The organism is Achromobacter semiaridum, from assembly GCF_053543755.1.
Window position 1 is genome coordinate 1 of the sequence record NZ_JBLVOL010000134.1, and the last position, 12576, is coordinate 12576.

34 protein-coding genes are annotated in these 12576 nt (G+C 63.0%); all 34 read right to left on the minus strand.

From position 1 onward, the window contains the following. Window positions 1-67 precede the first annotated feature (67 nt). Complete coding sequence (locus ACNPP0_RS26940; protein ID WP_448707525.1) at window positions 68-286, minus strand: hypothetical protein; 219 nt, start codon at window positions 284-286, stop codon at window positions 68-70. 78 nt (window positions 287-364) lie between these two features. Continuing rightward, entirely contained in the window at window positions 365-499 is a 135-nt protein-coding gene (locus ACNPP0_RS26945; RefSeq protein ID WP_448707526.1) for a hypothetical protein, read from the minus strand. Next, complete coding sequence (locus ACNPP0_RS26950) at window positions 499-726, minus strand: hypothetical protein (protein WP_448707527.1); 228 nt, start codon at window positions 724-726, stop codon at window positions 499-501. Before ACNPP0_RS26950 ends, ACNPP0_RS26945 begins: the two co-directional genes overlap by 1 nt. Continuing rightward, window positions 723-965 (minus strand): hypothetical protein, encoded by a 243-nt coding sequence (locus tag ACNPP0_RS26955; RefSeq protein WP_448707528.1) that lies wholly within the window; start codon window positions 963-965, stop codon window positions 723-725. The genes ACNPP0_RS26950 and ACNPP0_RS26955 overlap by 4 nt, the downstream gene beginning before the upstream one ends. Before the next feature lies 1 nt (window position 966). Further along, a complete protein-coding gene (locus ACNPP0_RS26960; protein ID WP_448707529.1) occupies window positions 967-1218 on the minus strand; it encodes a hypothetical protein in 252 nt (83 codons plus the stop codon). Between the two features lie 2 nt (window positions 1219-1220). Further along, the gene (locus ACNPP0_RS26965; RefSeq protein ID WP_448707530.1) at window positions 1221-1541 is read right to left on the minus strand and encodes a hypothetical protein; all 321 of its coding nucleotides are present in this window, start codon (window positions 1539-1541) and stop codon (window positions 1221-1223) included. A 3-nt stretch (window positions 1542-1544) separates the two neighbouring features. Continuing rightward, window positions 1545-1781 (minus strand): hypothetical protein, encoded by a 237-nt coding sequence (locus ACNPP0_RS26970; protein ID WP_448707531.1) that lies wholly within the window; start codon window positions 1779-1781, stop codon window positions 1545-1547. 2 nt (window positions 1782-1783) lie between these two features. Beyond that, entirely contained in the window at window positions 1784-2032 is a 249-nt protein-coding gene (locus ACNPP0_RS26975; protein WP_448707532.1) for a hypothetical protein, read from the minus strand. Continuing rightward, complete coding sequence (locus ACNPP0_RS26980; RefSeq protein WP_448707533.1) at window positions 2029-2277, minus strand: hypothetical protein; 249 nt, start codon at window positions 2275-2277, stop codon at window positions 2029-2031. Before ACNPP0_RS26980 ends, ACNPP0_RS26975 begins: the two co-directional genes overlap by 4 nt. A 48-nt stretch (window positions 2278-2325) precedes the next feature. Next, the gene (locus ACNPP0_RS26985; protein ID WP_448707534.1) at window positions 2326-2649 is read right to left on the minus strand and encodes a hypothetical protein; all 324 of its coding nucleotides are present in this window, start codon (window positions 2647-2649) and stop codon (window positions 2326-2328) included. A gap of 168 nt (window positions 2650-2817) precedes the next feature. Next, window positions 2818-2979: a hypothetical protein gene (locus tag ACNPP0_RS26990; protein WP_448707535.1), complete on the minus strand. Its 162-nt coding sequence runs from the start codon at window positions 2977-2979 to the stop codon at window positions 2818-2820. 35 nt (window positions 2980-3014) lie between these two features. Further along, on the minus strand, window positions 3015-3254 hold the full coding sequence (locus tag ACNPP0_RS26995; protein WP_448707536.1) for a hypothetical protein: 240 nt from the start codon (window positions 3252-3254) through the stop codon (window positions 3015-3017). Window positions 3255-3300: 46 nt separating this feature from the next. Next, the gene (locus ACNPP0_RS27000; protein ID WP_448707537.1) at window positions 3301-3627 is read right to left on the minus strand and encodes a hypothetical protein; all 327 of its coding nucleotides are present in this window, start codon (window positions 3625-3627) and stop codon (window positions 3301-3303) included. 11 nt (window positions 3628-3638) lie between these two features. Then, window positions 3639-4022 (minus strand): hypothetical protein, encoded by a 384-nt coding sequence (locus tag ACNPP0_RS27005; RefSeq protein ID WP_448707538.1) that lies wholly within the window; start codon window positions 4020-4022, stop codon window positions 3639-3641. A gap of 13 nt (window positions 4023-4035) precedes the next feature. After that, the gene (locus ACNPP0_RS27010) at window positions 4036-4536 is read right to left on the minus strand and encodes a hypothetical protein (protein WP_448707540.1); all 501 of its coding nucleotides are present in this window, start codon (window positions 4534-4536) and stop codon (window positions 4036-4038) included. A 70-nt stretch (window positions 4537-4606) separates the two neighbouring features. Next, window positions 4607-4891: a hypothetical protein gene (locus ACNPP0_RS27015; protein ID WP_448707541.1), complete on the minus strand. Its 285-nt coding sequence runs from the start codon at window positions 4889-4891 to the stop codon at window positions 4607-4609. A gap of 39 nt (window positions 4892-4930) precedes the next feature. After that, window positions 4931-5371, minus strand: coding sequence for a hypothetical protein (locus ACNPP0_RS27020; protein ID WP_448707543.1), 441 nt, complete (start codon window positions 5369-5371; stop codon window positions 4931-4933). Continuing rightward, window positions 5368-5568, minus strand: coding sequence for a hypothetical protein (locus ACNPP0_RS27025; RefSeq protein ID WP_448707544.1), 201 nt, complete (start codon window positions 5566-5568; stop codon window positions 5368-5370). Before ACNPP0_RS27025 ends, ACNPP0_RS27020 begins: the two co-directional genes overlap by 4 nt. Before the next feature lie 310 nt (window positions 5569-5878). After that, entirely contained in the window at window positions 5879-6463 is a 585-nt protein-coding gene (locus ACNPP0_RS27030; RefSeq protein WP_448707545.1) for a hypothetical protein, read from the minus strand. Beyond that, window positions 6460-6915 (minus strand): HAD domain-containing protein, encoded by a 456-nt coding sequence (locus tag ACNPP0_RS27035; RefSeq protein WP_448707546.1) that lies wholly within the window; start codon window positions 6913-6915, stop codon window positions 6460-6462. The genes ACNPP0_RS27030 and ACNPP0_RS27035 overlap by 4 nt, the downstream gene beginning before the upstream one ends. Beyond that, entirely contained in the window at window positions 6915-7274 is a 360-nt protein-coding gene (locus ACNPP0_RS27040) for a hypothetical protein (protein ID WP_448707547.1), read from the minus strand. Before ACNPP0_RS27040 ends, ACNPP0_RS27035 begins: the two co-directional genes overlap by 1 nt. 96 nt (window positions 7275-7370) lie before the next feature. Further along, window positions 7371-7625: a hypothetical protein gene (locus tag ACNPP0_RS27045; protein WP_448707549.1), complete on the minus strand. Its 255-nt coding sequence runs from the start codon at window positions 7623-7625 to the stop codon at window positions 7371-7373. Then, on the minus strand, window positions 7625-8134 hold the full coding sequence (locus ACNPP0_RS27050; RefSeq protein WP_448707551.1) for a hypothetical protein: 510 nt from the start codon (window positions 8132-8134) through the stop codon (window positions 7625-7627). The genes ACNPP0_RS27045 and ACNPP0_RS27050 overlap by 1 nt, the downstream gene beginning before the upstream one ends. Beyond that, window positions 8134-8637, minus strand: a complete 504-nt coding sequence (locus ACNPP0_RS27055; RefSeq protein ID WP_448707552.1) for a zinc-finger-containing protein — start codon at window positions 8635-8637, stop codon at window positions 8134-8136. The genes ACNPP0_RS27050 and ACNPP0_RS27055 overlap by 1 nt, the downstream gene beginning before the upstream one ends. Beyond that, window positions 8634-8849, minus strand: coding sequence for a hypothetical protein (locus tag ACNPP0_RS27060; protein WP_448707553.1), 216 nt, complete (start codon window positions 8847-8849; stop codon window positions 8634-8636). Before ACNPP0_RS27060 ends, ACNPP0_RS27055 begins: the two co-directional genes overlap by 4 nt. Then, the gene (locus tag ACNPP0_RS27065) at window positions 8849-9031 is read right to left on the minus strand and encodes a hypothetical protein (protein WP_448707554.1); all 183 of its coding nucleotides are present in this window, start codon (window positions 9029-9031) and stop codon (window positions 8849-8851) included. The genes ACNPP0_RS27060 and ACNPP0_RS27065 overlap by 1 nt, the downstream gene beginning before the upstream one ends. Beyond that, window positions 9031-10248: an RtcB family protein gene (locus ACNPP0_RS27070; RefSeq protein ID WP_448707555.1), complete on the minus strand. Its 1218-nt coding sequence runs from the start codon at window positions 10246-10248 to the stop codon at window positions 9031-9033. Before ACNPP0_RS27070 ends, ACNPP0_RS27065 begins: the two co-directional genes overlap by 1 nt. A 74-nt stretch (window positions 10249-10322) precedes the next feature. Beyond that, window positions 10323-10616 carry a hypothetical protein gene (locus ACNPP0_RS27075; RefSeq protein WP_448707556.1) on the minus strand — a complete coding sequence of 98 codons (294 nt, stop codon included), beginning with the start codon at window positions 10614-10616 and terminating at the stop codon, window positions 10323-10325. Further along, window positions 10613-11008, minus strand: coding sequence for a hypothetical protein (locus ACNPP0_RS27080; RefSeq protein ID WP_448707557.1), 396 nt, complete (start codon window positions 11006-11008; stop codon window positions 10613-10615). The genes ACNPP0_RS27075 and ACNPP0_RS27080 overlap by 4 nt, the downstream gene beginning before the upstream one ends. Further along, a complete protein-coding gene (locus tag ACNPP0_RS27085) occupies window positions 11005-11214 on the minus strand; it encodes a hypothetical protein (RefSeq protein WP_448707558.1) in 210 nt (69 codons plus the stop codon). The genes ACNPP0_RS27080 and ACNPP0_RS27085 overlap by 4 nt, the downstream gene beginning before the upstream one ends. Then, window positions 11211-11540: a hypothetical protein gene (locus tag ACNPP0_RS27090; protein WP_448707559.1), complete on the minus strand. Its 330-nt coding sequence runs from the start codon at window positions 11538-11540 to the stop codon at window positions 11211-11213. The genes ACNPP0_RS27085 and ACNPP0_RS27090 overlap by 4 nt, the downstream gene beginning before the upstream one ends. A gap of 45 nt (window positions 11541-11585) precedes the next feature. Beyond that, the gene (locus ACNPP0_RS27095) at window positions 11586-11978 is read right to left on the minus strand and encodes a phage protein NinX family protein (protein ID WP_448707561.1); all 393 of its coding nucleotides are present in this window, start codon (window positions 11976-11978) and stop codon (window positions 11586-11588) included. After that, on the minus strand, window positions 11975-12280 hold the full coding sequence (locus ACNPP0_RS27100) for a hypothetical protein (RefSeq protein ID WP_448707562.1): 306 nt from the start codon (window positions 12278-12280) through the stop codon (window positions 11975-11977). Before ACNPP0_RS27100 ends, ACNPP0_RS27095 begins: the two co-directional genes overlap by 4 nt. Continuing rightward, the gene (locus ACNPP0_RS27105) at window positions 12277-12552 is read right to left on the minus strand and encodes a hypothetical protein (protein ID WP_448707564.1); all 276 of its coding nucleotides are present in this window, start codon (window positions 12550-12552) and stop codon (window positions 12277-12279) included. Before ACNPP0_RS27105 ends, ACNPP0_RS27100 begins: the two co-directional genes overlap by 4 nt. Window positions 12553-12576: the final 24 nt, after the last annotated feature.

Here is a 12576-nt window from a genome sequence, read left to right on the forward strand (position 1 = left end):
CCGCTGGGGGGGGGGGCTCAACTTCCCCCATCCGTGAGAGTCCTCCCTTGGGGAGGAATGTCGTCGCTTAACGTGCGCGGTCCCCCGCGAAATATAGCGAGCAGGTCGTATCGCGAAGGCTTCCCAGCGAGCAGGCGGAGTAGATCGGGTCAGCACCAGCCTTGACCATTTCCGCCACCTGCCGGTCACGATTCGCGTTGTAGCTCCAGAGTGCGCCGATCCCGGCGATCAGGCAGATTGCCGCCAGCGCCCACAGCGAGGCCCAAAACTTCCCTTCTTGACTCATTTCCCGATCCTTTGGTTGTTGCGGGGATTGTGTGCCTCCCGTGTGGGAAAGGCGTTGAAAACCAGATGCGTGGCGACATCAAAGGTCCGCCAGGTAGATGCAGGCAGTGATCGCTTCGCTCCACGAGCCGAAGACGTCATTCTTGGGGCTGCGGATGACCTGCCCGTCCTCGCGCCAGCCGCGGTGCTTCATGTAGTTGAGGATCTCGTCCATCACTTCGCTCCTTCTTGGGGCTTGCTGGTGCGCTCCCGCACTACCTGGGCGCACGCCACGTGCGCAGCGTGGTAGGCACGAAAGGGCAAGCTGGTGTCCCGGGCGCGGATCTCAAGCAACTGCCTGACGCGAATCTCCTCCTTCGGGGTGATCTCACAGAATTCCATCACCTCTTCGATGGTTCGCCACTCGTCGCCGGTGATGGCGGTTTGGGAGTAGGTTTTCATTGCTGTCCTTGCCCTTGGAAGACCCAGCAGGTCCAGCCGGTGCCATTCGTGTAGACCGTGCGCGTGCGCCCGATATCCGAGTGCCGCACTTGGTAGGTGCGATGGCGAAAGCCCAGGTGATGGTCCAACACCCGATTGACGTCCGACTCCTCGACGACGAAGTCCTGCCTGCAGACCCTCTCGTCGCGGCCCCAAGCGTTCGCCGCGGTATACCAGACCTTTTCGGTGGTGGCCTTCATGCTAGAAAGACTCCGCGTGGCTATCTTGGATTTCGGCGCCCCAATGCGGCTGAAGCGAACCTGGATCGAGCAGCATGATTGCGCACTGGCCGATGGAGGTCAGATCCTCATCAAGGTATTCACTCGCCTGAGTCTCGTCACCGCCCAGCTCCTCAAGCGCTCGCACGTATGCGGCCTGTCGAAACGCGGCCTCGTCCTTGATGCGAAGGGTCATGCAGAAGTCGATCCGAAGATCATCCGTCTTGGCGGTCATGGTCACAGCCCCACTCGATGCGAAGCGCCGGCCGCTCGTGCCTCCTGCTCCGCCAGGCGCTCGAAACACAGGCTTGCGTTCGTGCGCTGGCGCAGGTGATCGGTCCCGCTGTGCGGGATGGAATCGAACACGAAGCGCGTGTCCGGCGCGATGAAGATCCAAGGGTCGTCGTTCACCGGATCGACCAGGAGCATCTTTTCGGTGTGCTTGACCTCGTGCAGCCCGGCAGCGGCAAAGGAGGCAAAGGTCAGGCCCTTCTCGGCTGCTGCCAGGAGGGCGGCGCACTTCTGCGCGGTGTGCTGGGAAAGGATTTCGGTTCTCATTATTCAGTCCTCCTTGCTCACGATCAGTTCACTGGTCGCCGACCACGTTCCATCGGGGTGGAGCGTGACGCGCATCGGATCGCGCTCGTTATCGACCCAGAGCTCCAACTCAACCTTGGAGGTGGAACTGCCCTCGCAGCCCGGCGCTCGCACAAAGGAATAGCCCGAGTCGTTCTCTTCGAGCGCGTTCAGGAATTTGTGAATGGAGCCCGTGCTCACTTCGATTTCGCAGGTTTTCATGATTAGCAATCCACTTCAGTTGCGACGCGGCGACGGCCGCAGAAAATACAGTCGTGATAGACGGTTACGCGGTCCATCACCCCGTAGCATTGGCCCCATTCGCGGGCATCTTTCAGCGTGCGGGCGTAGTGAACGACCTTGCGCTTCAAATCCACGTCGTGGACGATGACCACGTAGGGCGAAAACAGCTTCTCGATGAACTTGCGCGTGTCGCGCGGAAGCTTGGCGTAGAGCGACTTGAGGGCTTTCATTCGCAAGCCTCCTGCGCAGCCTCATCCGCAAGCGACCAGGCTTCCTCAACCGAATAGGCTTCCTCGCCCCAGTCGAGCAACTCGCCGCGCTCCGAGCAAGCGACCGGGATCGTCGACAGCATCCAGCGGTAGCGACCCTTGAAGTCGGCGCCCCATACGGCGCCCATGTCTTCGATCCAATACCCCTTCGCTTGGAGCTCGCCCTTGCGGGCGTCGGAGACTGTCGTTTGGTTGGTCGCGGTCATTTCGCTTCCCGGTGCGTTGTTTCGATGTAGCTATTCTGGGCACGGGGTTCAGGCACCAGCAGCACCGTAGATCCAGTTCGTCTGGTGGCGCGCCTTGTCAGCTTCCGCAAGCGATTCCCATGCAGACTCGGAAAGCCCGAGGTCCGTTCTCACCGTCAGTTCCAAACTCGGGTCGCCGATGAGCGTTCCATGCTCCCAGCACACCATGTCCCCGCGCTGCAGGACATAACCGCTCTCATTAAGGAACTGCGCGATGTCCTCGGTGATGCTCTCCCACCGCTCCTGATCTTCGGCGCCGAGATTGGGGCGCAAGTAAGGAAGCAGCCGATCGGTCATCGCCTTGTGCGCTGCCTGCAGTTCATCTTGTGTCATGTCGGCTCCTGCCGTGATGCTTCGATAGGTTCACTCATCGGAAACCAAAGCAAAGCGCCCCGCGGAGGCGTGAGCGTCGCCGTCGCCGCCCCTGCTCAGAAGGTGGCGCCCGGTAGCGCTTTGCTTTGGTCACTGGGCTTTGGCTCGGGCGCCCAGTGCTGCCCCTGTTCAATCGTCGATGGGTGAATCTTCGACTTCACCCCGTGGCTCGCCCACTTGCTCGACCGAGTAGCCGGTGATCCCCTCGGCCGCGGCGAAGGCGTGAGCCTCTGCCTCGTCGTGAAACGGCCCAAGGTGGAACTCGCCGTCAGTCGACAGCACCTGGATCACCAGAAGCTGCCGGCCGCCGGGCCCGGGTGCCCCGCTCAAACGCTGAGCGTTTCGATCGCCGGCTTGGCGGGCTCAGGCGCCGCGGTGGCCGGCTTCGGACCCTTGCGCACCACGTTCAGCCCGAAGCTGACGCCCGGTTCGCTGTCCAGCTTGACGAAGCCGCCGGTCGTGCCGATGAAGTTGGTTTTGCCACTGCTGGAGGGGCCGAAGTCTTGGTCCAGATTGATGCGCAGGACGAGGTCTCGTCCTTCGACGGTTGCGGTAACGCCTTTCATGGGAATCTCCTAAGTGAAGTTGTTGATCCAGGCCGGGCCGCCGGCCTTACTCGGCGGCCTGCAGTTCGGCGATGCTCCAGTCGCCTTCCAAGCCTTCCGCGTAGTCGATCGCCTGGTCGGCGTCGCCGAACGGGCCGTAGTGGCTGAACCCGCCAAGGCTCATGACCACGACGATGTGCGTGCCGTTCGGATCCAGGCCGGCGACGTCGCTGTCCTTCTGGCCCTCGTTGTCCAGCTTGATGACCCAGGTGTCGTCATTGCCGATCGTTGAGTTGTCAGCCGATTGCCAGTCCTTGAACGGGCCGAAGTAGGCGAAGCCCTCCAAGGGCGAGCCGGCGGCGATGATGTGGGTGTCGCGGGGTTCAGTGTTCATCCTGCTCTCCTTCAGGCTGCGATGCGAAACCGCTCGTCGGGCGTTTGCTTCGCGGCAGCCGCGGCGTCCAGCGCGCGCACCTCACTTTCAAGCTCGCCGACCATCCAGTCGATCCATGCGACTCGGTTTTCCCAATGCGACTCGGTTGCGACGCCGTAGCTGATGTAGCCCTTGCGGGCAAGCCAGTCTTCGAGGAAAGCGTGGCCCAGCAGCATCTGAGATATCCAGTCGGTCAGGTAGCGACCCAGCTCACCCTTCGCGGCATGACCGCTCGCCGCCATGTTCCACAGCCGCGGGCAAATCGAGCCGTTCCGCTTCGCTCTGATATCCCTTTGAGCTTCTTGGAGCATCTCGATCATGATCTGAAGCTGTTCCTTGTTGAATGCCTTTGCCACGTTCCTTGCTCCGTTATTTGACGGGCCGCGCAATTGCGACCCAGACTAGATCCCCTGTCGAATTGCGGACCCCGCCGGCGTAGTGGATGTCGGCCACTGCCTTGTAGGTGCCCGCTTCCAGCAGCGTCGCGTCACCCATGCAGGCCGTGCAGCGCAGTTCCGCCTGCTTCATCGCGTCCTTGAGCGAATGCGCGCGGATGTGCGTGACGACGCCGGTGCTGTAGCTGAGCAAGAAGCGCATCTGCGGCGTCCACGGAATCAGATTGCGCGGGTCCGAGAAGTCGTGCGCGGAGCCCGTGCAGCGCCCCATGTCCGAGTTCTGGGTCGAGCGGTTGTAGCGCCAGCCCAGTTCGGGATCGGGGGAGTCGTCGCCGCGCACGGTCTCGTATCCGCGAAACTGTTCGTGGACCTCCACGATGCGCACCCAGTCGCCGGCCAGGGTGCGATATGACTCCCAGAGCTGAAATCGGAACCCCGGTTCGGGATAGGGGCGTGCCAAGTGAAGGTCGAACATCGTGCGCTCGCTTGCGTTGTTTCGATGGGTTGATTGTGGGCACCCAGATCAGGCGCCCACAGCGTGGTGCTTAGGCCGCGGCCAGGCCGGCGCCTTCGGTCTTGGCCTTGCGCGGGCGCTTGATGGTGGGTTTGGCGAAGGTCAGCGCGGTCAGAATCGCATCGGCGTTCTTCATCAGGTATTCGCGCAGCGGCATGTCAGCGCCGGTGCTGTCCACCACTTTCGCGCCCGAGTCGGCGACCAGCGCCTCGACCCGCGCTTTGCGGAACAGCGTCAGGTCGTGCTTGTCAGCTTCGGCGCGCTTCTGAAAGAACGAGCCATCGGTGGCCTGGTAGCCGGAAATGCGTTTTGCCATTTTGAGAAGATCCTCTTTGGTTGGCGGGGTTGAAAATCTTTAGACGGGCTGCGGATCGGCGCCGACGGTGATCTCGCCGTGCTTGATGCCCCAGCAGTCCCAGGCGTAGTCGATGAGGTCGGCGTCGGACATCTCATCCAGCCCGATGCGGCCTTCCATCGCGGCCTCGAGCGCCAACTCGCGGTCCTTGCGCAGGGCATCGACGACCTTGTCGGCACACGCTTTGACCAGGCGCTCTCGCTGGTCGTCGTCCAGCAGCTTTTCCGATTTCGGCTCGGGCAGAACCGCGGCGTCGATCTTGGCGGCCAGCGCCACGAGTTCGGGATGCGGCACCCGCGACCTGGCTGTGTTGGCGGCCAGGTAGATTCGGACGAAGCCGATGGGCACACCGCCGTCGATGGAGGCGTCGAGCCAATACCCAGTCTTGGAGGCGGCGCCATTGCGGCCATAGATGGGCCGGCGCGTGACGACGGTGCTCATGCGCGGCCTCCGAAGTTCGGGGTCAGGACATTCGCGGTGATGGGGAATTCGGACGCGGTCGGGCGGGGGCTGAGCTTCCCGCTCACCAGGGTCACGCCTAGCATGTCCAGCACCTCGGACATAGCGTCGGTCAGGTTTTCTGCGCTGACGCGCAGGGTGTCACCGTTCTTCATTTGAAATCCGAAGGTCTGTTCCATGAATGCCGCCATTCTACATAAAATTGTTAGTCATCGCTGATTATTTCTAACGGGTGCAGCGATGAACCGATTTGTGTATTGTGGGTGCGACATTCAGGCGTCGTCGTTCATCGACACCCAGACGCTGAGCGCCACAACAGCGGCCACGATGAGCAAGGCACGCGGGGAAAAGAAGAATGCAAGGATCGAGACCAGTGACATGAAGCGGCGGGATTTAGTGTTTAGCGATGACTATTTTGCGCAACCGCGCCCGGCCCTGTTCGCAGGCAAAGAAAAGGCCCCTTTCGGGGCCTGCTTCATGGGTGACCAATCAAGCGCGCGGCGCCTTGCTGGCCTGGGGCGCGAACAGTGGCCGCAGCTCTTGGGCGATGCGTTCGCGAAGCTGCTGCGAGCCGTGGAACTGGATCGCGATATCCCGAAGCTTATTTATCAGTTCGGCAACCTCGTGCGGCTTCTTGCTGGCATGTGGCTCCGCATAGAGCGGGGTCACGATCATCCGGCCAAACTCTGGGTGCCCGCCATAATCCCACTGGTCCGCCAAGCGGCGGTCGGAGCAGAAAACAGTCGTTGATCCTCTCCCGCTACTCATAACGGGCTTTGCCATCCACGCCACCGCCTCCCCGGCTACAGGGGCGCTCGCCAGGGCGGACAATGCGGCATCCAGGGCGGCAGCCTTCAATGCGCTCATCGGGCCATCGCTGGGCTTGTAGTCCGCTCGCATGCGCCGCAGCGTCTCGACGTGCTCCGCGCGTTCATCGGTTAACTGGGCGCGCAGAGTGGATAGCAGGGCGTGCGCGGCTTCATACACGTAGGGCTTCAGGTCGGTCTGCCCGTCCTTGATCGTGAAACCGTGTGCCAGGAATACGGCGCGGATGGTGTCGTTCAGTTGAGTCATGACAGCAGCTCCTTCGCATCCTTGTAGTTCTGGTAGGTCAGGCCGATCCGGGGATCCACCTTGACGAAGTGGGGTAGCTGCTCGGGCAGCATGTCGGAGTCGTCGTCAACGATGACGAACTTCTCAACGCCGGGGTGTTCGTCCAGCCATTGCTTGATTTGCGGACCGCGTTCCCCGCCGCCGCCCGGCGTTGCGCTGCTGATGACATAGCCCAGGAAGTCGCCAAGCTCAGTGGCGCGCTCTTGGTCCATGCCAATCCGCCATGTGGAGCTGAGAACGACGTGGGCCTCGGTTTCCTGCACCAGGCGCGCCATCAGCTTGACGGCGACCTGATCGAACTTCTCCCAGTCGCCGGCCATGTTTCGATTGCGGGGCCACGGGCAGCCGCCGAATGCCGCGGCGGACCGGGTGCTGTTCAGGACTCCGTCGATATCGAGGAACAGGACTTTCATCACGCCTCGCATTGCCGCGAGCCGTTGGCCCACGCGACGATCATCTGACAGTGTTTCAGCTTGCCTTCGATGCCGCCCTGCGCCTTCGCGTAGTCATCGCCCAGGACTTCCTGCGCGTATGCCATCCCAGGGGCGGCAGGCGCTTCAACGAAGCAATCCAGCAATTCACCGTCACGACCGCGTCGTTCGCGCACCCGCCATCCCAGCGCCTCACCAGCGACAGGGGCGCGCGCCGCCGGCAACGGGTCCGTGACCCGCCAGGGCGCCCAACCGTCCGCCCGTGCCGATCGAAACCACACGGTAGGCGTGTCCTCGCCCTTGCGCTGCGTTGCCAAGGTTTGCCCGACGACGCGGCCCATATGGTCAAAGATGGGCGATATCGGCCCGTGTGAGTAGCCGTCAAACGGGACCGGGGCATGACTTTCGTTCAGTTGTTGCATTTTCTGTTGTGGTCGTTAGATGTGGTTTTCCGCGGCGGCACGGGCAGCCGCCAGAACGCGTCGCCAAGAGGTGAGGTCGATGCCGTAAAAGTCGGGGTCGATCGCGCCGCGCTCTGCCTGTTCCTCCTCGCCGCGCTGCCACCGCATAAGCGCAAACTCGATCGCCAGAGTGGTTTTCAACTCGACGTAGCCTGCGGCCGCGAGTTCGCGCAAGCCGGCCGCCACGTCGATTCGGTCGACGTTGTGTCCTGCTACGAGGTTGTGCCGCATCACGCTCCTCCCTGCTGCTGAGAGGCGGAAAGGGCAGCGTCGTAGTCGGCGCGCGTGATTGTGATGCGCTCGACCGGAATGGCGTTGCCGCTGGTGAATTTCTCGGCCACCAGCCGGTTCAGCGCATTGCCTGGCGCGGGAGCGGAGGCACGCTGCACGAACTCGACGGAACGTTTCGTGGGCTGCTCGACTTCGATCCACGGGCCGAAGCGGCTGCGCTGCTCGAAGTGGTAGACCTTCTGCGCCTCGTCCGGCGCGCTGTGCGCAGGTGTGGTGGCCGACTCCGGCGCCATCTCCGGGTAGTCGCCGTAGTCGTTCGTGGATGTCTCCCCGGTGAAGTCCAGCTCGTGCAGGTCGACAACCATCACTTCTTCAGAGTGGATGCCATCAGACTTCCCTGCCTTGGCGCGGGCATCCGCCTCCTCGCGGCTTACGGCGTCGATGTAGAAAACCTGGTGTCCGCTGGCGGACTTGACCTCAGCGGTGTAGAGGTAGCGTTTGAGTTCCATTAGGTGACCTTCCAGTCCTTCAAGTGGGCGAGCAGCAGTAAGCGTCTGTCTCGCAGAATGTCGATTGCAGCTTGGCAGCGGGCGACGTTGAACATGCCAAAGTGGCATTCAGCAACGGGGATACCCATTGCTTCGGCCAGCCATGCGTAGGCGGCGGTTCGACGCTGGAAGCGCTCCTTTATCGGCCCCGCTTCCCAGCATGGGTTAAACAAGCTCTTCGCCCGCTTGCGGTATTCCCGTTCCTCCGCGTTGGCAAGCGTGCCCAGCGGTATCGCGGTGAAGGGGTGCAGCCCGACGTATGCGTCGCAGGTGGAGCCCAGCTCCGAGCAGACGTAGACCCAGGGCCAATCACCGTATTCCTTGCCCGCGTAGATGAAGCTGTTCTTGACCAGCTCCACCCCGGCGCCGCAGTGCGGGCACGAAGTCGGCGCGGGCATGTGAGGGAGCGGAACGCGGGCGGTCGCGCGGCGGCTCGGGTTCCAAGGTGTCTTTTCGTCCGTCACGGGGCGATCCCCACGTCGTAGTCATAGGTGTCAGGGCCGTCGTCGCCATCGCGGCAACGGGCAACGAATGCCTCATATCCGTCGCCAAGCAGCGCGCGGCACATCTGGTCGATCACCCACGTTTTATGGTGCGCGCCATCGATGCTTCCATACCGATAGGCAATCTCGACGGCGGCTTCGCAGCGCTCTTCTGCGGATTTGACTGTGCTCATCAGGCACCCTCCTGGCCGTCGTAGGGTTGCCAACCCATGACGAGCGCACTCTTGACGGACATCTCCTCGCAAATCCGTGCCTGAACCTGCTCAAGCTGCGCGACGGATTGGATACCATTGGGCAGCGTCATAGCGACCCAGCCGAAGCCGCTCTCGTGCGAATAAACGACGTGGTAGAGCATCAGGCGCCCTTCACGCAGAGCACCTGCTTCAGGACATGGACCACATCGATCAGGTCGGTCTGGTTCGCCATGACCTCGTCGATCGATTTGTAGGCACCGGGAATCTCGTCCAGCACCGCGTCGTCCTTGCGGCATTCGACGCCCTCGGTCTGAGCCTTCAGGTCGTCCAGGTTGAAAAGCTTGCGCGCCTTCGCCCGGGACATGCGCCGGCCGGCGCCGTGGGAGCACGAGCAATACGAGTCGGCATTGCCCTTGCCGCGCACGATGTAAGAGCGCTGGCCCATCGAGCCGGGGATGATGCCCAGGTCACCTTCCCGCGCCCGGATGGCGCCCTTGCGGGTCACCCACAAGTTCTTGCCATAGTGGTTCTCGCGGGCGACGTAGTTGTGATGGCAGTTGATCGCTTCCTGGGTGATGGTGAAGTCGATGGGAATGTGTCGGCGCAGCGCCGCGATCACCCGTTCCATCATGACTTGGCGGTTCTCCAGGGCATACGCCTGGGCCCACTCGACCGCGTCCATGTAGTCGCGGAAGTCGTCGGTGTCCTCGGGGATATAGGCCAGGTCGGTGTCAGGCAGGTGGATGAAGTGCCCCTCCATCCGGCGCTTGGCCTTCTCGATGTAGTAGGAGCCGATCATGTTGCCGATGCCGCGCGATCCGGAGTGCAGCATGATCCACACGTCCTGGTTCTCGTCGAGGCAAAGCTCGATGAAGTGGTTGCCGCTGCCCAGCGTGCCCAGTTGCTGGCATGCTTTCAGATGCGCTCTCTCGTAGCCCTCACCCCTTTCCTTATACAGACCATCAAAAATCTTATTCAGGTGAGTGCTTGCGGGGAGGCGGCCTGCATTGCGAATCACAGCATCACTGGCTGTTTTGTGCGCCCCACCAGCACCAAGCGGAACGTCCCGCTCGATCTGGTTGCGAATTGCCACCAGGGAGTCCGGCAGGTCGGACGCCTTCAGCGAGAGCCGCACCGCATTCATGCCGCAGCCGATATCGACGCCCACCGCGGCGGGGATGATCGCCTTGTCGGTCGCGATGACCGAGCCGATGGTCGAGCCCTTCCCCGCGTGGACATCGGGCATCAGCGCCACGCCGTTGCCGGCGATGAAAGGCAGGCGCGCGAGATTCTTCGCCTGCTGCAGTGCCTCGTCCTCGATGTCGGACGTCCAAATCTTGATGGGGCGGCTGCCCTCTTCGTGCAATACCTGTTTCACCTGAAACGCTCCCTGTTGGCCGCCCGGCGGGCCGGCCCATGTGTATGTTCGGAATGGTTTCCCCGTCGTGGGGATTACCGCCAGCGGCCGGGGCGGTCCCGGTCCTCGTTGAGCAGGCGGCGGTCGGCTGCCCACGAATCGCGCTCGCGCTCTGCCCTACGCGCTTCGCGCCCTTCCCGCTCGAGCCTGCGGTTGGCTTCGAGGTTGTCGTTGCCCTGGCGCACCAGGGCGCACGTCGCGCTGTCACCGGTGCAGTGGTAGCGGCCGGCGCCGACGTAGTTCACCTCGGCGTCACGCCGGCGGTCGTTGTCTCCGGCGTGCGCGGCGGTCGCCGCCATCACCAGTGCAAAAATGGTCAGAGTTCTCACAAGTCCTCCAGTGCGTAGGTGGCGAGAAACGCTTCTGCCTGCGCTCTCGTCTCGGGGTCACGGTTCACGACTGCCCGGTATCTATCGTCAGACAGATGCGCAGGACGGGCGATGCCCGCGTAGAACTCGAGGCTCCCGCGGATGTGCCCCTGCAGGCTGGGCATCGCGACACTGCTGTGGACCAGGTCGTAGCGACCGGTGTAGGTTTCGCCGTCCGACCAAGTGACCTTGAAGTCGATCTTGTCGTAGGCGCCGCCGAGGGGCGCGAAGGACGCCCACAGCAGGAGCTGGTGCTGAGCGTCGGCGAAGGTCAGAAACTTGCGGGGCGGGTCGAACACGCCGCCGAACTGGCCTTCCTTGAATGAGAACTCGATCAGACGCACGCGGATCATGGCTCCTCCCTTACTTCGTAAACGGTCGCGCCACACGTCACCGACCGCAGGCCCATCTTGACCATCCACTCGACCTGATCGCGGTCGAACGGATGGGGGATCGCCGCGATGCTGTCGTAGGACCGCACAGTGTCGGGCGCGCGGGTCGAGGACGTGCCGCACTCGCTGCGCGTCCACTGCCCGAGCTCGTGAATGTGGATCTTCAAAGCGTCTTCCACTCGGTTTCACCCAGACGGCGGTATTGCATCTCGGTGCAGCCGCTCCCGGACTCGGCCCAGTCGAGCGGCGCGAAAGCGTGGTCGCCGTCGGCCTGGTCCAGATCCCCGCAGCGGCCCGTGTAATAGATCCCGCCATCGTCGTCCAGCAGGCGGAACTCGAACGGCATCCGGTGTCCGTGCGCGGCCAGGTATTCGCCCACCAGGACATGCTGGGCTTCGCGGCCCTTCGCGTCCTGAATTTCGCGCTTGGCCGCGTGTTGGCCGGCGCCTTGCAGCGTGTCTTCGAGGTGGTCGAGGGTGATGATCCAGTCCATTTTTCTGCCCCTGTTCGGTGTCGTGTTTCGATGGGTCTATTCTGTTCACCGCGCGATGGACGCGGGGATCTCGACCGTCTCGCCCAGTCGGCTCGCGACGTAGCAGCGCATCGCGGCCACCAGCGGCGTCGCCCCATCCATCTGGTGGGTTCCATTCATGCCCATACCGCGGGGACCGGCAACGTAGATACACGCGCTCCACCTGGGCCAGAACGTCTTAGGCGCGCGGGTGCTGATGTTCTCCCGCTCGATGATCGGCCCGGCCTGCGACCAATCGGTCGATGGGGCGTAGGGCAGCGGGTCGCACGCGCCGGACATGCGCACAATGTGGACCGGCCCGTTCGCCTTTATCTGCTGCGTGCGCATGCCGTGGCTCGCCTTAGCCACCGCCCAATCCAGGGCGGTGCCTTCCAGGTCCTTCGTTGCGATCGTGGTCATGGCGCTTTGGCGGCGTGCGCACCATTGGCGCGATCGGTGTTATAGGCAACGACGGCGTCACACTTGCGCAACAGCCCCTCCCGCAGCTCCGACATGCTGATGCCTTTGCACAGCACGTCGTTGATGATGGCGCTCTCGACCGGCGTCGCCCCGTGCAGCGTGTAATCGCCGATGAAGGGCATGCCGGGCGCGCGGGCCACGAACTGCTGAAGAAGGTCGGCATAGCCGGGCGACAAGGCCCAGCGCAGGCACAGGCCAGCCACCACCTCATCGACGATGGTTTCGCGATAGCGGGCGCTCATGCGGGCACCTGCTCGGCGCTGTAGCGGTCGTAGGAGCGGATCGGGCTGCTGTGATTGGTGTGGCTGTCGGTGAAGCGGATTTCTTCGCCGCGCTTGCGCTTCTCGCTGATGAAGAGGCTGGCATCGCAGTCTTCCTCCAGATAGACGGAGTCGCCGCGCTGATAGGAAAAGCCGCTGATCTGCCCAATCAGGTTCAGGCGCACGAGCTCGGCGCGCTTGACCTCCAGCCAGGCGTGGCCGGGGTCTTCGTGGAAGTGATAGGTGGTTTGCATGATGCGAATCCCGCTTGGTTGTCG